Here is a 20771-nt window from a genome sequence, read left to right as displayed (position 1 = left end):
TCTTCGGAAATGCGCAAAGCCATCCTCGTCCTTCTCTCCGTTCTCGCGAGCGGTGCTTTCGCGCGAACAGCACTTCGGATCGATTCCTTGAAATGGAAGTTGCATGCCGCAGAACAGGCGAGGGAGTTCGCTATGGCACAGCAATTGGCCGCCGACTTGAAAGAGGCATACCAAGGCCAAGGAGACCTGAAAGAGGCATTCTCGATGTACACGCACCAACTGCGGATGCGTGACAGTATGGACAATCGCGAAGCCTTGAACCGGCAGGACCGCCGTGCCTTCCAAAAGGAGCAGTTGGCTGACAGTGTGGCGAATGAACAAGCGAAGCGATCGGAGGCCTTCAAGCACGCCCAGGTGATACGCGCGGAACGCAACCAGCGCAACCTGTTCATGTTCGGCGGGATCGGTGTCCTGTTCATGACCGGTGGCCTTTGGTTCGGTCTGCGTTCCGCGAAACGATCACGTGAGGCGATCCGGCTTGAACGAAAGGTGAGCGAAGATCTGCTTCTCAATATCCTGCCGCAGGAGATCGCGGACGAGTTGAAAGTGAAAGGCCATGCCGATGCGAAGCTCTTCGAACAGGCCACCATCCTCTTCAGCGACTTCAAAGGGTTCACAGCACTGTCGGAGGAGCTCACCCCTGAGGAACTGGTCGAGGAATTGAACATCTGTTTCAAAACGTTCGATGGCATCGTCACCGCCCGGGGCATCGAGAAGATCAAGACCATCGACGATGCGTACATGTGCGCGGGTGGATTGCCCGATCCGGCCTCTTCCACGCCGCTGGATGTGATCCTTGCAGCATTGGAGATGCAGGACTTCATGAAGAAGCACAAAGCAGAGCGTGAGGCCGAAGGAGGAGCCACGTTCGAAATGCGCTTGGGTATCCATACCGGCCCAGTGGTCGCTGGGATCGTGGGCGTGAAGAAGTTCGCCTATGACATCTGGGGCGATACGGTGAACACGGCGAGCAGGATGGAGAGCAGTGGTGAGGTGGGCCAGGTGAACATCAGCGAGGCCACCTATGCCTTGGTGAAGGGCGAGAACCGGCTCACGTTCACCCCGCGCGGCAAAGTGCAGGCCAAGGGCAAGGGGGAATTGGACATGTACTTCGTCCAACGGTCATGAAGCAGACTCTCTTGATCGGTGTGCTTGTGCTGGTGGTGCTGGGTTGCAAGGCGCAAGCCTACAAGGCCTATACCGACTCGCTCACCGCCTTACTGGATACCACGAGGAAGGACACGGTCCAGTTGCAACTGCTGTATTCTCTGCAGGACTATCTCTGGAAAACCCCTGTGGGGGATGTGCGATTGGACCAAATGGGCGCTCTTGCGAAAGAACTGTTGAATGACCCGCGGGAGCCCGTACGCAAAGTAGCGCGGAGACGCTATAAGATCTATTTGAACAACAAGGGCGTGGCGCATTGGAGAGCCTCCCGGTTCACCGCCGGACTACGGTCTTACAAGGAACTACTGCGCATGCAGGAGGTGGACGGGGATACAGCAGGCATGGCGCTTACATACAACAACATGGGGTTACTCTGTAGAACTGCGGTGGACGCTGAGCTTGCCGTGAAGCACTTCCGAAGATCGATGCAGTTGACCGACACGAGCGACAAGTACTCGCTGCTCTCCCTTGCATGCTACATGGCCAGGACCTACGCTGATCAGGGTGTGGCGGACAGCGCGCTGGCCTATGCGGATCTGACTACTGAACTAGGGCGGGGTCAGGATACCCTCAAGGTATACCTGATACTCACCAAGGCCGAGGTCTATGCGCTTTTGCGCAGGCGACCGGAAGCGGTAGCACTATTCAAAGAGTTGTATACCCTTACCCGGTCGCGCATCGACTCCGACATTAATGGAATGCACTTCATAGTGATCGATGGACTCTCGAAATTGTACCGGGAGTGCGACAGCCTCCCGCAGGCGCTTGCCATCGAGGAGGAGCGCATGTCGATGGCCAAGCGGTACGACCGACCGGACCAACAACTTCAGGGGGTGCTGGTAACGGGTGTCATACATGCCGAACAGGGCAGAACAACACAGGCTGCACGCGAGCTCGAACAAGCCATTGAACTGGCTACCGTATTGGGTGCTGCGGAAGTACAGAAGGTGGCTGCCAGTACCTTGGCGATCATTTATGCCCAGCAAGGCCGGTACGCCGATGCCATGGATCTGTTGGACCTGGCTTCTGCGGCACGTGATAGTTTGAGCGCAGTGGGCATTCGGAAGGAGTTGATGACCGCTGATTTCCACCAGCAGCAGCTGGCGGATAGCCTGCTACAGGAATCGGACCGAGCGGACCGGGAACGTTCGAATGCCTATGAATTGGCCAGGGAGCACGAACGCAAGCGCACTTTGGGGTATAGTGGGGCCTTCCTTCTGTTGGTCGCATTGGGCATCTTCTCCCAGCTGCGCGCCACGATCCGCTCACACCGTGTGATTGCCAAGGAGAAAGCCATCAGCGAAAGACTGTTGCTGAATATCCTTCCAGCAGAGGTCGCAGAAGAGCTGAAGACCAGAGGCCACGCCGATGCCCGGCATTACGAAGACACCACCGTACTCTTCACCGACTTCAAAGGCTTCACGGCCATGAGCGAACAACTCAGCCCGAAGGAACTGATACGCGACATTCACGAGTGCTTCAGCGCCTTCGACCGCATCACCGAGAAGCACGGCATCGAGAAGATCAAGACCATCGGGGATGCGTACATGGCGGCCGGTGGATTGCCAACGCCGAACACCACGCACGCCACCAATGTGATCAAGGCCGCCTTCGAGATGCGCGACTTCATCGCTGAGGGCAAGGCGCGGAAGATCGCGGCGGGGCTGCCCTACTTCGAGATCCGCATCGGTATCCACACCGGCCCGGTGGTGGCCGGCATCGTGGGCGTGAAGAAGTTCCAGTACGACATCTGGGGCGATACGGTGAACACGGCCAGCCGCATGGAGAGCAGCGGCGAGGTGGGGCAGGTGAACATCAGCGGGGCTACTTATGAACTGGTCAGGAACGAGCCGGACCTGACATTCACCCCGCGCGGGAAAGTGCAGGCGAAGGGCAAGGGGGAGATGGAGATGTACTTCGCTCGCAAAAAAGCCCTGAACTGATGTCCATTCAGCGCTCCCCCCTGATGCTCTGCACGCTTGTTCTGACGAACCTCACCGTTGCCCAGGAGATCACCCGGGACTCTTTGCGCGCGACTTGGGCGGACACCACGCTCTCCATACGCCAACGCGTACCGGCGCTGGCGCAATGGCTGGACTCCGACAGCACGATGACCGTTGAGCAAGCCGTCCGCATCGCGGTCGGTGAGCGCATGGACACAAGCGCTGCGGCATACGCACGCCAGCTGGGGCTCGCCACCCTTGCGCTATCCTCCACCTATGGCTATCGCAGGCGATACAACGAAGCCATCGCGACCGCGAAGCAGGCCTTGAGGATCTCGGAGCGCTCAGGGCCGGCGCTGGACGTGGCCCTCATCCACACCTACCTGGGGCGGCAATTCGGCGATGTGGGGGCCGAGGGCCAGGCGGTGCGACACCAATTGGCTGCGCTTCACGCTTACGAGCAAGCACAGGACACCTTCGGTCAGATCTCGATGAACAACGCGTTGGCCTTCTCCTTCTCCACCCAGGGCATCAACGACCGGTCAATCGCCTACTATGAGCGCAACCTCGCCTTGGTACGTCATCGCCGGCCCGAGCACGAGGTGGATGTGATGTTGCGCATCGCCGACCAATACAAAGCCATGGAGGACCTGCCTGCGGCCATGGCCTGGTTGGACAGTGCCACGCGCGTCATTGAGCTTGATGGGGGCGTGGATCGCGAGCGGATGATCAATTGGATGCGCGGCGACCTGATGATGGACCGCGGTGATTGTGCCGGTGCATTGGCCGAATTCCGCTTGTCGTTGGCCGCCATCGATGCAGATCCCTACAACCCGCCGGGCAGAAGCTGGATCCGGTCCCGCATGGCCATGGCATGCGTGTGCGCGAAGGATTTCCGCGCGGCCAGGGAATGGGCCATGGCCGGCCTGGCCTTGGCCGAGGAACATCACCTGCGCAAGGAGGAACTGGACAACCTTTTCCCGCTGGCGGAAGCGCACGAAGGCCTGGGGGACACGCGCGAAGCGTTGCGCTACTTCAAGCGCTACCATGCCCTCCTCGATTCCACCATCAACACCGAGTCCGCCCGGAGCCTCAGCGATGCAGCGTTGACGCTCGACTTCGAGAAACGGCAACTGGCCGACAGCCTGCTGGCCGTGCAACGCCAGAACGATGCGGAGGTCACCATCGCCAAAGAACGCTCCCGGCGCAACCTACTGCTAGCCGCCGGACTGGTGGCAGTGGTGTTCGGCAGCGTGAGCTACCGCCAGCGGAGACGCACCCAACGAGCCCTTCACCGCAGCGATGAACTGCTGCTGAACATCCTGCCGGAGGAAGTCGCCGACGAGCTGAAGTCCAAAGGCCACGCGGATGCCCGGCACTTCGAAAACGTCACCATACTCTTCACCGATTTCAAAGGCTTCACTTCCGTTGCGGAGCAGCTCACGCCTGCTGAACTGGTGGAAGAGCTGAACACGTGCTTCAAGGCCTTCGACCACATCATCACCGCCCATGGCATCGAGAAGATCAAGACAATCGGCGATGCGTACATGTGCGCCGGCGGTGTGCCGGACCCGAATACCTCATCACCTGCTGACGTCGTGCACGCGGCGCTGGAGATGCAAGCGTTCATGCGCGCACGAAAGCAGGAACGCGATGCACGAGGCAAGCCCGCTTTCGAAATGCGCGTGGGCCTGCACACCGGCCCCGTCGTGGCCGGCATCGTGGGTGTGAAGAAGTTCCAGTACGACATCTGGGGCGATACGGTGAACACCGCGAGCCGCATGGAGAGCAGCGGTGAGGCCGGACACATCAACATCAGCGAGGCGACTTATGAACTCGTGAAGGGCGAGACCGGTCTCACGTTCACCCCGCGCGGCAAAGTGCAGGCGAAGGGCAAGGGGGAATTGGAGATGTACTTCGTGGAGCGCGCTTGACCCTGCGCGGCTCGTCCGTTCACTGGGTGTCCCCTACTTTCGGCTCTGCACCTCTGCACTTAAGCCGGGCAGGCCATGCCGCCGCGTACACAGCACCTCCTTTTGCGTCTGTTGCTCGCGCTCGGCGTGTGGGGTTCGGCGTTGACTGGTGCTGCCCAGATCGACACCGTCGCCCTCCAGTTCCGCCACCGCTCCATCAAGGACGGCCTCTCGCAGGGCATGGTCAATTGGATCATGCAGGACAACTACGGGTTCATGTGGTTCGCCACCAAGGATGGCCTGAACCGTTACGACGGCTACACCTTCACCGTGTACCGCCACGACCCCTCGGACAGCACCACCGTGCGCAACAGCTACACCAACGTGCTGCTCGAGGACAGCAAGGGCCGCCTCTGGGTGGGCACCAGCTCGGGCCTCGACCTGTTCGATCGCCAGCGCGAGGAGTTCATCCACCTGCCGTGCCTGGAAGCCGGAGCCATCCTGAGAACCACGCGCACCGAAGAGGTGATGAGCGGCTGCGGATGCACGGATGTGCAGGAGGATCCGGCGGGCAATATCTGGGTCACCACCAACCGTGGCCTCACGCGCGTCGAAGTGCCCGCCAGTGGTCCGCTGGATCCCGAGCGCGTGACCATGCGTACGGTCCTCCCCGCAAGCGATTGGACGCGTGCCACCATCGATCGCGCGGGAGTTTTGCGGGGCCACGTTCGCGACCAATTCGCGTTCGCCATCGACACGCGCGACAAGGCGCTGCGTCTCGACACCATCCGCCTCGACCGGCCGGACAAGTACGAGTTCGATGGTTCGGAGTTCCCGCGCACCGACATCCTCGTGGTTGAGGACACCGTACACAACAAGCTCTATGGCGTGAATCCGTACGGCGTCACGCAGATCGATCCCGCAACCAACCGCAGCACCACCCTGCGCGAGTTCCCCGAGCTGCGCATCCTCGTCATTCCCTATCGCATCGCCCTCGATGCCGACGGAAGGATATGGCTTCCGGCCCAAGGGGGCCTGATGCTCCGATTCGACCCCGCCGACAGCTCCATCACAAGGATCAGCACCGAGGCCTCGGACATCCGGCCCGTTCTCGAGTTCGTGAAGTGCAGCTACCGCGACCGCAATGGGCTCATCTGGCTCGGCACCACCGGCTATGGCCTGCTCACGTACGACCCGCGCGTGGACCGTTTCAACCCGGTGACCGGCAACAGCGTGCGCTACATGGCCCCCATGCGCGATGGGCGCCTGCTCCTGAACGAATCGAACTTCCTCACCATCTATGATCCGGTCAGGCATCGCCGTGTGTTCAGCCTGGCCGACCTCAGGGCCGAAACGGTGAACTTCAGGTTGTATCCGGGCACCGAGGCCCTGGCGCCGGATGCAGCTGGCGCGATCTGGTTCACTGCCGGTGGATTGGGGCGCTACGATCCCGAAAGGCGCGTCGCGGAGCAGTTCATTCCTCCGTTGCCGTCGGGCCAGCTCGCCCCGCCTTCGCAAACCTGCTTCCCGTTCGAGGTCACCGGCGACACGCTCTGGTTCGGCGCGGCGGCATTCCATTGGTTCGATCTGCGCACACGCGAATTCGGTCTCGCCGCCTACCCCATCCCGCCGGTCAACGAACCCTACAACTTCCTGCAGGCGATCCACCGTGATGCGCAGGGCATCCTCTGGCTCGGCACCTTGAAGGGACTCCTGCGTTTCGACCTGGAGGCTCGCGCCTGGAAGCACTTCACGCACGAGCCGAAGAATGCCGAGACGCTCGCAGCCGACATCCTCTTCTGCATCGCGGCCGATCCCAACGAACCGGACCGCTACCTCTGGATCGGCACCATGGGCGGCGGCCTCTGCCGCTTCGAGAAGAGCACCGGCATCGTCAAGCGATTCACCACGGCCGAGGGCCTGCCGAACAACGTGGTGTACGGCATCCTCCCCGACGACGATGGCCGCCTGTGGATGAGCACCAACAAGGGCATCGCGCGCTTCGATCCGCGAACACAGGCCTTTCGCAACTTCGTGTCCGGCGACGGCTTGCAGGACGATGAGTTCAACCGCAACGCCTTCGCGCGCCTGGCCGATGGCACGCTCTGCTTCGGCGGCATCAACGGCTTCAACGTCTTCGATCCGCGTGAGCTCAAGGAGGACAGCACTGCGCACGTCATCCGCATCACGGCTGTCAAGCTCCTCAACCGCGACATCGACTTCCGCGCAGCCGGCGCGCCCTTGAGCACGCCGCCGTACATGAGCAGCGGCATGCGCATCCCGTACGCTGCCAACATGGTCACCTTCGAGTTCGCCACGCTCGAATTCGCAGCGCCCGAGGAGCACCGCTACCAGTACATGCTCGAAGGATTCGATCCCGATTGGGTCATGGCCGGCAACGCGCGCTCCGCTGTGTACACCAACCTCGATCCCGGCACCTACACCTTCCGCGTGCGCGGCGACAATCGGGACGGTGTGTGGGACACCGTGGGCACATCCTTCACGCTCGAAGTGCTGCCACCCTGGTGGAAGACCTGGTGGTTCTACACGCTCTGCGCGGCCTTCGTCATCGGTGGTGTCGTCTTCTACATCGTGAGCCTGGAGCGCACCGTGCGCCTGCGCTCGCTCGAACTGGAACAGGAGAAGGAGCGCAGCGAAGCCCTGCTCCGCAACATCCTGCCCGCCGATGTCGCCAACGAGCTGAAGGACACCGGCAACGCCGCCGCGCGCCACTTCGATCGCGCTACGATCCTCTTCGCCCACCTCGAAGGCCTTGCGCAGGCCAGCGACCAGATGAGCGCGCGCGAACTGGTTCAGGAACTGAACACCTGCTTCATCGCCTTCGATGGCATCGTCGCCGCCCATGGCGTCGAGAAGATCAAGACCATCGGCCACTCCTACCTGTGCGCGGGAGGCCTCCCTGACCCTGATCGCGGTTCGCCCATCGAGGTGGTGAAGGCCGCGCTGGAGATGCAGGACTTCATGACCGCGCGCGCCGCGCAGCGTGCCACCGAGGGCAAGCCCGCCATCGGCCTGCGCATCGGCATCCACACCGGCCCCATCGTGGCAGGAATCGTAGGCGTGAAGAAATTCCAGTACGACATCTGGGGCGATGCCGTGAACGTGGCCAGCCGCATGGAAAGCACCGGCGAAGCAGGCAAGGTGAATATCAGTGAAGAGACCTATGCGCTGGTGAAAGTCGCGCAGGATGGTGGGAACGGACCCAACCCGCAACCCGCGATCCGTCAACACCCAACAGGGCCTGCGCTCCATTTCACCCCGCGCGGCCGCTTGCCCGTGAAAGGCAAAGGGGAAATAGGGATGTACTTCGTGGAGAGGGGATGAGAGCGCACGTTACCATAGCCGTATCGCTCATCGTGCTTTCGTGCATGGTTCCGTTCGGCACCTCCGCCCAAGCCCTCCTTCGAGACACCGTCACCATCCAATTCCGTCATATCTCCATCAAGGACGGCCTCTCGCAAGGCATGGTGCACGCCATCACGCAGGACCGTTACGGCTTCATGTGGTTCGCTACGAAGGATGGGCTGAACCGCTATGACGGCTATTCCTTCAAGGTGTACCGCCACGGTGCCACGGACAGCACCACCGTGCGCAACAGCTTCATCAACACCATCCTCGAGGATCGCGCCGGGCGCCTCTGGGTGGGCACGCCCACGGGCCTGGATGTCTTCGACCGAGCCACCGAGACCTTCCACCACCTGCCAAGCACCGATGTGTTCGCGCAGGTACTGGGAGCCACGCCGGTGCCCGTGCTGCAGGGTCATACGGTGAATCATCTGGCCTGCGATGCGCTCAACAACATCTGGGTCTCCACCAACCACGGCATCACGCGCATCGCGGCCAAAGCGCCGAACGAGCCGCTCGATGGCCCGTGGGGCTTCACCTACGTGCATTCGGTGCAGGCGATCCAAGCCGTGATGGTCGATTCGCGCGGTTGGCTGCGTAGCGCGACCGACGACATGCCCTATGCGATAGACACCCAGGATCCCGAACTCCGCGTGCACGCCATGGTCGAAGTCGGAGCGAAGACTGATCCGAATGCGCGCGAAGAAGGTCGTCCGGGCAATTCGGCGCTGGAGGACACCGTGCGCGGCCGGCTCTACAACGTGCACAACCGGGGCGTGATGGAGGTGGATCGCGCCACGAACGAGCTGCGCACCCTGTTCGAGCTCTCGCATGAGGCGGGCATTGTCACCGGCCACGGCGCATCGGTGGATGCCAACGGCGCGCTCTGGCTGCCCACGCGCGCGGGCAACCTCACGCGCATCGACCCCGCAACGGGCAAGGTCCATAGCATTCAAGCAGAAGCGCCCGAGCAACGTCCCTTCATGCCCTATGTGAAGTGCGTGTACCGCGACCGCAACGGCTTGATCTGGCTGGGTCTCTCGGGCTACGGCCTCCTCACCTACGACCCGCGGATCGAGCGCTTCAACGTGATGCCCGGACCCAGCGTGCGTTACATGGTGCCCGGCAACAACGGCAAGCTGGTGCTCTGCGAAGGCAACTTCATGAGCCAGTACGATCCGAAGCAGCGCGCGTACGATTGGCGCATCGGCATCCAGGAAGTGCGGGCGCGAACGGGTTTCACCGAGGGCTTCTTCGGCAACGATGCCGTACTGCAGGACCGCAGCGGCGCCTATTGGGCCGGCAAAGGCGGACTGGTCCGCTATGATCACGGCAAGGCCGCCTTGCGCCGCGTGATCCCCAAGGATGGAAGCGATCCCGCGCTGCCCGCAATCAGCAGTTGCTTCCCGCTGAAGCTCATCGACGACACCATCTGGTTCGGCGTGGACAGCGGCCTGTTCTGGTTCGACCCGGTGAGTGAGCGCTACGCGCGCTGGCCCTATCCGGTAACACCGGTGAACAACCCCTACCTCTTCGTTCAGGACATCCACCGCGATCCGCAGGGCGTCTTCTGGCTTGCCTCGGTGAAGGGCCTCTTCCGCTTCCATCGCGCATCGGGCAAGTGGGAGCATTACCGGAACGATCCCGATGATCCGGAATCGCTCAGCGTGGACATCCTCTTCTCCATCATCGGCGATCCCGAAGAACCGGACCATTACCTCTGGATCGGCACCAACGGTGGCGGCCTCAACCGCTTCGACACGCGTACCGGCAAGGTGAAACGCTACACCACCAAGGAAGGCCTGCCCAACGATGTGGTGTATGGCGTGCTCGCCGATGACGACGGCCAATTGTGGATGAGCACCAACAAGGGCATCGCGCGCTTCGATCCCATCGCGGAGACCTTCCGGCTATTCACCGCCGGCGATGGCTTGCAGAACGACGAGTTCAATCGCTACGGTTACTGCAAGCTGCCCGATGGCACATTCTGCTTCGCAGGGGTCGGTGGACTCAACACCTTCGACCCTAAGGAGCTGCAGGACGACACGCGGCCGGCCATCGTGCGCATCACCGACATCAAGCTGCGCAATGAATCCATCACGCTCAGAGCCGAGGGATCCCCGCTCGCGGAGCCGCCATTCCGCAGTACCGGGATGGAGATCCCCTACAGCGACAACATGGTCACGTTCGAGTTCGCCACCATGGAGTACTCGTCGCCCGGCACGCACCGGTATCAATACAAGCTGGAAGGCTTCGACGCCGATTGGATCGCCACGCAGGGCATCCACAGCGCCATCTACACCAACCTCGATCCCGGCACTTACGCTTTCCGTGTGCGCGGAAGCAACCGCGATGGCTATTGGGACGAGCAAGGGACCTCGTTCACCCTCGTGGTTCATCCGCCGTGGTGGCAGACCTGGTGGTTCTTCACACTGTGCGGCATCGTCGTGATCGGCGGCGTGCTCGCATACACCGGCAGCTTGAGGCGCACGGTGCGAATCCGCACCAGCCAGTTGCGCCGCGAGAAGGACCGCAGTGAGGATCTGCTGAACAACATCCTGCCACGCGAAGTCGCCATCGAGCTGAAGCAGAAGGGCACCACGGAGACCACATTCGTGGAACAGTCCACAGTGATCTTCACCGACTTCAAGGACTTCACGGGCATGAGCGAGCAGATGAGCGCCGATGAACTGGTGAGCGAACTCAACATTTGCTTTTCCGCATTCGACCGGATCATGGAGAAGCACGGCCTGGAGAAGATCAAGACCATCGGCGATGCCTACCTCGCCGTGGGTGGCTTGCCGCAACCCATGCCGGATGCCGCGCTCCATGGGGTGCATGCCGCTCTGGAGATGCAGGAGACCATCGCCGAGCGCCGGGCCGAACGGATCGCTCAAGGGCAGGTGGCCTTCGCCATGCGCGCCGCTGTGCATTCCGGTCCGCTGGTGGCCGGCGTGGTGGGCCAGCGGAAATTCCAGTACGACATCTGGGGCAGCACCGTGGATACCGCGAACGAATTAGAAGCCAGCAGCGAAGTGGATCAGGTCACCATCAGCGCCACCACCTACGAACAGGTCAAGGGCGCGTCCGGCCTCACCTTCACGGCCTTGCCGTCGTTCACTTCAAGGGATGGGGGATCCCTGGCCCGCCGCCGCGTGGAACGCATCGTTGCGGCCAGCGGCGCTCCGGTAGCACCTCCGACGAAGTCGATCGCGCCGCGTCAATCAACCCGCAAGGCTCCAGCATCGATGCCTCCCAAGAGCATGCGCATACTGCTCGTGGAGGACAACGAGTTCAATGCCCTTGTGGCGCGCACCGAATTGGAGGAATGGTTCCCTGGCGCGAAAGTGGATCATGCCATGAACGGCGCTCAGGCGGTGGAATCGGTGAAGGGCAACCGCTACAACGTGGTGCTCATGGATATCCAGATGCCCGTGATGGATGGATACGACGCGACCCGCGCCATCCGCGCGCTCTCCGGCGACAAGGCCAACACCCCCATCCTTGCCATGACCGCGAACGTCATGGCCGCCGAACGCCAGCGCTGCTTCGATGCCGGCATGGACGGCTTCATCCCGAAACCGTTCAAGAAAGAGGATCTCGTGGGTGAGATCGGGAGGGTGGTGGGCTAGCTCTGCTCACCTTCGAACCGAGCCGGCGTTCTACTTTGGCAAACATGCAAGGCCCGGTTGACCCGTCAAGCCGGTTCACTCCGATCCGATGGATCGCCGCTTGTGCCATCACCCTGGCTTCCTGCACCGCACCGCCCACGCCATCGGCACCAACCAGGCCCGCTCTCATTCAAGCGAAGGGTCGCACCGAGGTCGTGGACACGTCGATGCTCGACATCGCACATCTTCCGCCCCCAACCGTGCGTCAATGGCCCGCGCTTCTTCCCGCGCAGGCGAATAGCAGCAGGGAGGCGATCGCGCCGCGCCCTTTCCTGCGCACTTACACCGCCGATGACGGCCTGCCCGTGGATGCCTTCTGGAGCGGCGCTGTGGATCGCGACGGCTTGCGCTGGTTCGGAAGCAATGGCGGCGGACTCGTGCGCTTCGATGGGCGCAGCTTCACCACCTTCGGACTCGAGCATGGCCTGAGCGACAACGTGATCCTCAGCCTCTGCGCGGCGCGTAACGGCGAGCTCTGGATCGGCACCAGCATGGGCGGATTGTGCCGCTACGATGGCCGTGCCTTCCGCACATATGGCAGCGAGAACGGACTGCCGAACAAGGGCATCCACAGCCTGCTCGAGGATCCGCGCGGCGTGATCTGGATCGGCACGCGCGGCAAGGGGCTCAGCCGTTGGGACGGCAAGGCCTTCCGCACCTTCACCGAAGCCGATGGCTGCGCGGCAGAGCATGTGTATTCGATGGGCATCGACCGGCATGGCCTGCTGTGGCTGGGCACGGAGAAGGGCTTGATGCGCTACGATGGCATACGCTTCACCACTTATGGCAGGGAAAAGGGCGGACCGTTCAACGGCGCGCGGGTGCTGTGCTTCACGGCCAACGGCGACCTCTGGCTCGGCGCCTGGGACGGCAAGGTGGTGCGCGCCCGCATGCCCCAGAGCACGACCGATGCGCCCGTATTCGAAGAGGTGCTCGACCTGGGCGATGGCGCGCGCAGGATGAACCGCATCGCTCAAAGCCCGGATGGCGACCTGTGGTTCGCCACCGAAGGCGCAGGCGTCGCCATGATCGAAGCCAGCGAGTTGCAGAGCGCTGCCCCGAAGGCCACGCGCTGGTCCACCGCGAATGGATTGCCGATCGATGCGGTTGAGGACGTCATCACCGACGCCTATGGCGATTGTTGGTTCGTCACCAGTGGCGGCGGCGTTTGCCACTACCGGGGGCGTTCCTTCACCACCACGCCTGGGCTTCACGTCTACGGCATTGCAGGCGCTACGGACCAAGGACTGTGGTTGGCGGCGGAGAAGGGGTATCAGCATTGGGATGGCAGCACCTTGAGCACGGTGGGCGCAACAGCGAGGAATACGAACGTTGCTTACGCAGTGAGCACGGATCGGCATGGGCGCATGCTCTTCGGTGATGACCCCTTCGATCCGAAAGGCACAGGGTTCGCGATGGTGGAGAACGCAACGTGCACGACCGTCCACTCCGCCCCCGATGACAACTTCAGCTATGTGTTCTGGGTGATGGAGGACAGCAAGGGCCACGTCTGGAAGGCGGGCAATGGCGGCGCCTGCCGATTCGAGCGCGATGCCTCGGGCAAGTTCACGCGTCGGGTGAAGTTCACGGAGAAGACGGGGCTGCCGAATCCCATCGTGCTCGGCATGCTCGAGGACAGCAAGGGCAACCTCTGGTTCGGTACGGATGGAGGGGGCATCGCCCGCTACGATGGAACAACCTTCACCACCTACGATGAGCGCGACGGCCTGCCGAACGCCGTGGTCTGGAGCATCGTGGAGGATGCGGGCGGCAACATCTGGTGCAGCACCTTCAAGGGCGTGTGCCGCTTCGATGGCCGCTCCTTCCTTACGCTCGATTCCGGTGACGGGCTCCCGGAGAACACCGTGACGCAATTGCTGCTCGCCGGCAGCGAGGGCCGAAAGGAGCTATTGGTCGGCACGCTGCAAGGCCTTGCCGCCCTTACGGGTTGGAAGGACGCCGACGGCCGCTCCATCCCTTTCGATGGCGAGGCCGCACGCCTATCCAATGAGCAGCTGCATGCCCGCATCCCGGTCTTCGCCATGTACAACAGCGCCACGGGATATCCGGTCAAGGATGTGGAAGTGGGCCAGAACGGCCTTTTCGAGGATCGCGAGGGCGTGCTCTGGATCGCCAACGGCTCCACGCGCACGGGCCTCGTCCGCTTCGACCGCAGCGCTCTCCATCCCGACACTTTGAAGCCCACCGTGCGCATGCAGGACATCGCTGTGAATAGCGAACGCATCTGCTGGTACGCGCTGATGGGAGGCGCGACGGACAGCCTCACGCTGGCGCAGCAGGAGTCGGGCCTGTATGGCAAAGCGCTCTCTGAGGAAGAACGACGCGCCCTCGTCGCTTCCATGGAAGGCGTGTCGATCACGGGAGTGTCGGCGGGCTTCGCGGTGCCCGAAGGACTCACGGTCGATCACGCGCACCGGCAGATCACCTTCAGCTACATGGGCAGCGGAGCCGCGCAACCTGAGCTGCTCGAGTACCAGTACCAGCTCGATGGCTACGATGGGCAGTGGAATCCGCCCACGCTGAACACGAACGTCACCTACGGCAACATCCGTGAGGGCGATTACACCTTCCGGGTGAAGGCGCGCACGCGCGACGGGGATTGGGGGCCGGAGCTCACGTACGGCTTCAACGTGCTGCCGCCTTGGTACCGCACGTGGTGGATGCTGCTCGTTTACATCGTGGGGTCGGCTGCAGCGATCCTCGCCTTCGTGCGGCGCCGCACCGCAGCGCTCACGGAACAGAAGGAGAAGCTCGAGGCCACCGTGAAGGAGCGGACAGCGGAACTGATCGCTGCCAAGGAGCGCGCTGAGGAGAGCGAGCAGGTGAAGCAGCGCTTCCTCGCGAACATGAGCCACGAGATCCGCACGCCGATGAACGCGATCATGGGCATGAGCGGCATCCTCAGGCGCAAGCCCCACAACGAAGAGCAGAAGCCCTACCTCGATGCGATCGCCCAGAGCAGTGAGAACCTCCTGGTGATCATCAACGACATCCTCGACCTGAGCAAGATCGAAGCGGACCGCATCACCTTCGAGCAAGTGCCTTTCGCGCCCCGCGAGGTGATCGCCAACGTGGAGCGCATCATGCGCTTCAAGGCCGATGAGAAAGGCCTGTCGCTGAGCGCGCAGGTGGACGATAGCGTGCCCCTGCAACTGATCGGCGACCCAACGCGCCTGAGCCAGATCGTGCTGAACCTCGCAGGCAATGCGGTGAAATTCACGGAACAGGGCAGTGTCATGATCCATTGCACCTGCACCGTCGATCCCATCATCCCGGCCTCGAGCCGGGAAGGCCGACCTGCCGGACTCATCATCGACGTCACCGACACCGGCATCGGCATCCCCGAGGACCGGCAGGGGAAGATCTTCGAGGAATTCACGCAGGCGTACAGCGACACCACGCGCAAGTACGGCGGCACGGGCCTCGGCCTCACCATCAGCAAGCGCCTGGCCGAGCAGCAGGGCGGCAGCATCAGCGTGAAGAGCGCGCGGGGCGAAGGCAGCACCTTCACCGTACGGATACCGTATGGGATCGCACTGCCCACCGTCAGCGGTATTCCCGCGGATGGTCGTCCGATGGCGGTGCTCCGCGACCTCCGCATCCTGCTCGCCGAGGACAACGAAGCGAACATCATCGTGGCGCAGGACGCGCTACGCGAGGCGATCCCTGGGGCTTTGATCGACGTAGCGCGCGACGGTCGCGCTGCGCTGCGCATGGCCACGGCGAATCCGTACGACGTGATCCTGCTCGATGTGCAGATGCCCGAGCTGAACGGCTACGAAGTGGCGCAGGCCATCCGCGCGCTCAGCGGGCAACGGTCGCGCGTGCCCATCCTGGCCATGACGGCCAACCCGATGCAGGAAGAGATCGATCGCTGCCGGGAAGCAGGCATGAACGGCCATGCGGCGAAGCCCTTCAAGCCGGAGGAACTGATCGCACGGATCATCGAGCTGGTATCGGCGTAACTCGAAACCGCCAACAACGAATGAGGCGGGGCCGCGAAGTGATCGCTCCATCGCGCAACGCTGATCGAGCACTTGCCCGCTGCATCACCGGCGCCGCCACCAGAGCACCAGCAGCACAGCGGGCAGCAGCCACCAGATAGCGGGCTCGCTCATGTTGCTGATCTCCTGGTCCATGGTATCAAGGCCCTGGTTGCTGCTGAGCACCTCTTCCTGCTTCTTGAGCAAGGCGTTGCGCTGCGCTTCGTCCTCCAGGCACACCCAAGCCGTCTGCGGTGTGAGCACTTGGGATCGGAAGCTGCCGCGCACCACATCGCGCCAGCTCACGCCGCTGTGCAGCGCCCGTAAGGCCAGCGCGCGCTGACGCCCCTCGAGCGCCAGTGCATGCCTCCAATCGCGCTCTCGCGGAGGGCTATGGCCACCCAGATGCGCGTAATCGACCGACACGCTTCCGTGCGGCGTATCGGGCAGGTACGCCAAGGGCTTGCTGGCTTCGGGCCACACACGCACTTGCGGATGCTCAAGCACCACCGGCTCCACGTTCACGCTGCGCACCGGGTCGCTGAAGCGGCGCTCCTCGAGCATGCCGGTATCATAGAGCATGAAGAACCGATCGCCTTCGGGCATCAGCGCGGCGAGGTCGGCGAGGCCTGCGAGCCAGATGCCCCGTGAACGCTCGTCGTGCGGCGGCCAACTCGGCACCACAACGATGAAAGGCGCTGCCGGGCCCGGCTCGGTCAGTGCGTCGGCGATCACGCGCCTGATGGGGCGGTCGGTGAAGAAGCCGCCGTGGCCTGCGTGGTGGGCGAAGGCATCCAGGGCATCATCACCGTAAGGCATGCTGCTTCCATATCCATCCGTGATGTGCAGCGTGGCATTGCCCGTATCCAACCCATGCGTTGCCGCGAACCGATGCACCCGCTCGATCACTTCTTCGCGCATCCCGCGCTGCGCTTCCGTGGCATCAACAATGAGATGCACGTGCGGCACCCTGCGGATGGCATCCAGCCGCTGCTTCAGTGCAGCAGGCATGAAGACAACTCCGGGCTCACCGCTCCCGATGGGCTCAGGCGCGGGTTCGCGCGAAGCATCGCCCAGTTGCACGACGCGCTCACCGAAGCGCATCGGCAACGCTTCGCGGTGCAAGAGCTCGAAGCCCGTTTGCCGGACCTGCTCCGCCTCGAAGGGGAACACCCTTAGCTGCACGCGATTGTGGCCCGTGTAACGCAGGATGCTCGGATCGCGCCGGTAGGTGACGATGTTGTTGTACACCCACAGCGCGGCCTTCTTCTCAGCAAGGATGCCCTTGGCCGTATCGCCTTCGATCACCAGGTAATGGTCACTGATCCACGCGCCATCGGGCAGCCCGATCTCGGTCACGTACTCCTCCTGGGATTGCGATGTGTTGCGGATGCTCATATGGACCCAAGACCTCCAAGCCTGCTGCTGCTCATCGAAACGGCTCTCGGACCAGGCGCTGTCCAGCACCGTGTGCACGCTTGACGGCATGCGCGTGCGCCAGCGATCGCTGTGCTCGGCCGGCTTGCCAAGCACCACCTCGCTCAGCAGCCCGGCCTTCTCATCGCTCAGCGTCAAGTGGTCCAGGACGATGCGGTTGTACAGCGGCGTGAGGAAGGGCGTGTTCCCGGGAAGGTCGCCGTTCCCGCGCCAACGGTTGCGCGACCGGTTGGCATCGACCCGCTCCAGCACCTGCGCGAGCGCTTCCGCATCGAGCGGCTTCATCGGCTCGTGGGGGTCGCTCTCGTACAGATACCGCATGGCGCCGTGCAGCGTGGATCGGTGACCGAGGTAGCTGATCACGATCGATGCCGGGAGCACGCTCATGGCCACCGCGAAAAGGCCCGCCACGAATCGCCATGACCGATGCCCCATCAGGAAGCGCGCATCCTGGAACAGCATGGCGCCCTGGAGAGCGAAGAGCAGCACCGGCGCCAGGAGCAGGAAGCCCATGCCTACCGCTATGATGGCCACGATGCTCAGCGGCAGCAAGGGCACGAAGAGCACGAAGAAGTAGATAACGTACGGGAAGAAGGCGGCGCGCAATCCGAATTGCACAAGCCGCACCGTATGGTCCGTGCTCGATGGCCAGATCACCGCTGCCGCATTCATCACGCAGATGATGTAGAAGGCCGGATGGGAGAGGTCGCCGAAGATGCCGACGGCCTCGCGCGTGAATCCGCCGAAGAGCCCGTTGTTGAGGGCAAGTCCCCAGAGCGGGAGCACCAGTGCCACCAGCACCCGGGCCGCATGCGCAAGTGCCGATCCGCCGCCCACGCGCAGCACCAAGGCCGTCACGCCCCGGAACAGAAGGAAGAGGAACCCGATGGTGAGGCAAACCATCACCACCGCCCAGGCGTGCTCCTCGAAATCGCTTGCGCCGCGGAAGGGCTCCACCACTTGCACGAAGAGGAAGACCGCGAGCGGGATCGCCGCCGCGATGAGCATATCGCGCACCGGCCTGCTGCGTTCGCCCTCGGGCAGCGAGCGCGCCACCATCACGAAGAGCGCATGCACGAGCGGGATGCTCAGCAGGCGGAAGGCGTAGAGCTCAGCGTCCTCAGGCACCATCCAGCGCGGGATGTCCCACGGGAACAGGACGCTCATGTTCTCGCCGATCATCCACAGCAGCGGCACGTATGCGATGAAGATCAGCGCACTGTAAGCCGCATGCACCTGGCCGCGCTTCCACCAGGCCAATGCCGCATATGCCGTTGAAGCCAGCACCACGCCCCCGAGGCTAAAGCCGAGCAAGCGCCAAGCCTCGATGCTCTCCGCATTCAACAGCGGATGGATCACGCCCAGCGCATCGGCGTAGAGCATGGTCAGCACCAGCGAAGGCAACGTGTGCGCGATGAAGATGCCGACGGGGTGAAGAAGTGCGCGCATGCGGATGATGGAGGTGACTGATCAGGCCGGATCGGTGCGGTGCATGAGGCGGTTGAGCAGCAGCACGGCCACCAGCAAGGCGCCCAGGAAGAAGAAGGCGCCCACCGCCTCATGCGCTCGTGGAGCCAAGTGCAGGCCGCCCTGTTTCGCGAAGGCCATGACGGCGATGCGCCCGCTGTTCACGGCGATGGTGAGCAAGTAGGCTCCGCCCGCCGCGAGCACGGCCAGCAATGGGCGCGCGCAACCTCCATCGGACCGCTTGAGGATCACCAGTGCGAAGCAGGCCGTGGCGATCGCCAGGAAATTGATGCCCGAGCACGAGCGGTCGATCCGGATGGCCAGCTCAGGGAAGAGGTAGCTCCCATCGGCTTCGGGCATCGAGGAAGCACCCGTGAGCGCTGAGACCAGGATACTCACCGGCTCCAGCACAAAGGTCAGGTCTTCGGCGGTGGCACTGCGGTACCACCACTTCAGCGCAAAGGCGGCCCCCACGAGCAAGATGGCAAGGGCCATCGTTGCGCGGCGATCGCGTGGCGAAGGGATCATGGGACCAGGATTGCGGATGCTCAGCGGCGAAGTAACCGATGCCTGCAACGGGGCGGGGCTTCACTTGGTATGGAAGCCTTAGGAATCGTTGTGAACAAGATCGAAATGGCGGGGTCGGCGGGTTCTGGCCGCAGGGGTAAATTCGCCGCGCCATGCAACCAGCCACCTTCGCCAAGACCGCCCCGGTCTTCTTCCAGCGCCTCCGTGAGGTCACAGAGGCCTACTTCAAGGAGAACAACATCCGCAAGACCGGCGATCTGCGCCTCTACACCAAGACGGCCGTGCTCGCAGCAGCACTGGTGTCCCTCTACGTGGTGCTCGTGTTCTTCACTCCGGCCAGCGCCTGGCTCGCACTGGGCCTTTGCGCGGTCATGGGCCTGGTGGTGGCCAGCATCGGCTTCAACGTGATGCACGATGGCGCGCACGGCAGCTACAGCCGCCGCAAATGGGTGAATGAGACCATGGCGCACAGCCTCAACTTCCTCGGCGGCAACGTGTACCTCTGGAAGCTCAAGCACAACGAGAACCACCACACCTTCACCAACGTGGAGGGCATGGACGATGACATCGACATCAAGCCCTTCATCCGCGTGCATCCCGGCCAGAAGCGCTACTGGTTCCACCGCTTCCAGCACATCTATAGCCTGGTGCTCTACGGCAGCACCTACCTGTTCTGGATCTTCTACAACGACCTGCGCAAGTACTTCGGCGGCAAGATCGCCGACCACACGCCGCTCAGGCCCATGAACCGCAAGGAGCACATCCTCTTCTGGGGGTCGAAGGTCTTCTACATCGGCCTCTTCCTGGTGCTGCCCATGCTCATGGCAGGCGTGCTCCCCGTGCTCGCGGGCTACGGCGTCATGGTCTTCGTGGCGGGCGTGGTCATCAGCGTGGTGTTCCAATTGGCGCATGTGGTGGAGCCGGCGGAGTTCGTGCACCCGCCCACGGACGGAAGCACCATCGAGGCGGAATGGGCGGTGCATCAAGTGGAGACCACCGTCAACTTCGCAACGCGCAACAAAGTGTGGAACTGGCTCTTCGGCGGCCTCAACTTCCAGATCGAGCACCACCTGTTCCCGCGCATCAGCCATGTGCATTATCCCGAGCTGAGCAAGCGCCTGAAGCAGGTCTGCGCCGAATTCGATGTGGCCTATCGAGAATTCCCCACCATGCGCAGCGCTCTGCTGAGCCACCTGCGGCACCTGCGGCAGGTAGGCATGGCGTGAGGCATAAGGACCTGCGCGGCTCGAGCAGCCGAGATCATCAACGCCCTTT

9 protein-coding genes are annotated in these 20771 nt (G+C 62.9%); 7 read left to right on the top strand and 2 right to left on the bottom strand.

The annotated features are described in order from the left end of the window. Positions 1-9: 9 nt before the first annotated feature. The 6 genes from IPK70_04535 (at position 10) to IPK70_04510 (ending at position 16046) form a co-directional block, all read left to right on the top strand. The gene (locus IPK70_04535; protein ID MBK8226422.1) at positions 10-1128 is read left to right on the top strand and encodes an adenylate/guanylate cyclase domain-containing protein; all 1119 of its coding nucleotides are present in this window, start codon (positions 10-12) and stop codon (positions 1126-1128) included. Continuing rightward, complete coding sequence (locus tag IPK70_04530; GenBank protein ID MBK8226421.1) at positions 1125-3110, top strand: hypothetical protein; 1986 nt, start codon at positions 1125-1127, stop codon at positions 3108-3110. The genes IPK70_04535 and IPK70_04530 overlap by 4 nt, the downstream gene beginning before the upstream one ends. Then, entirely contained in the window at positions 3110-5044 is a 1935-nt protein-coding gene (locus tag IPK70_04525) for an adenylate/guanylate cyclase domain-containing protein (GenBank protein ID MBK8226420.1), read from the top strand. The genes IPK70_04530 and IPK70_04525 overlap by 1 nt, the downstream gene beginning before the upstream one ends. A gap of 75 nt (positions 5045-5119) precedes the next feature. Then, on the top strand, positions 5120-8368 hold the full coding sequence (locus tag IPK70_04520; protein ID MBK8226419.1) for a hypothetical protein: 3249 nt from the start codon (positions 5120-5122) through the stop codon (positions 8366-8368). Beyond that, positions 8365-12021 carry a response regulator gene (locus IPK70_04515; GenBank protein ID MBK8226418.1) on the top strand — a complete coding sequence of 1219 codons (3657 nt, stop codon included), beginning with the start codon at positions 8365-8367 and terminating at the stop codon, positions 12019-12021. Before IPK70_04520 ends, IPK70_04515 begins: the two co-directional genes overlap by 4 nt. Before the next feature lie 239 nt (positions 12022-12260). Beyond that, entirely contained in the window at positions 12261-16046 is a 3786-nt protein-coding gene (locus IPK70_04510; protein ID MBK8226417.1) for a response regulator, read from the top strand. An 84-nt stretch (positions 16047-16130) separates the two neighbouring features. Here the strand turns inward: IPK70_04510 and IPK70_04505 are convergent, their stop codons facing one another. Together IPK70_04505 and xrtK are read right to left on the bottom strand one after the other, a co-directional pair. Beyond that, positions 16131-18950, bottom strand: coding sequence for an MSEP-CTERM sorting domain-containing protein (locus IPK70_04505; GenBank protein ID MBK8226416.1), 2820 nt, complete (start codon positions 18948-18950; stop codon positions 16131-16133). A 21-nt stretch (positions 18951-18971) separates the two neighbouring features. After that, positions 18972-19463 carry an exosortase K gene (gene xrtK / locus IPK70_04500; GenBank protein ID MBK8226415.1) on the bottom strand — a complete coding sequence of 164 codons (492 nt, stop codon included), beginning with the start codon at positions 19461-19463 and terminating at the stop codon, positions 18972-18974. A 185-nt stretch (positions 19464-19648) separates the two neighbouring features. Here xrtK and IPK70_04495 point away from each other — a divergent pair, with 185 nt between their 5' ends. Further along, the gene (locus IPK70_04495; GenBank protein MBK8226414.1) at positions 19649-20722 is read left to right on the top strand and encodes an acyl-CoA desaturase; all 1074 of its coding nucleotides are present in this window, start codon (positions 19649-19651) and stop codon (positions 20720-20722) included. The last annotated feature ends 49 nt before the right edge of the window (positions 20723-20771 follow it).

The sequence above is a fragment of the Flavobacteriales bacterium genome, from assembly GCA_016712535.1.
GTDB lineage: Bacteria > Bacteroidota > Bacteroidia > Flavobacteriales_F > PHOS-HE28 > PHOS-HE28.
Note: the sequence above shows the minus strand (reverse complement) of the source record. Positions and strands in the feature narration are given on the sequence as shown.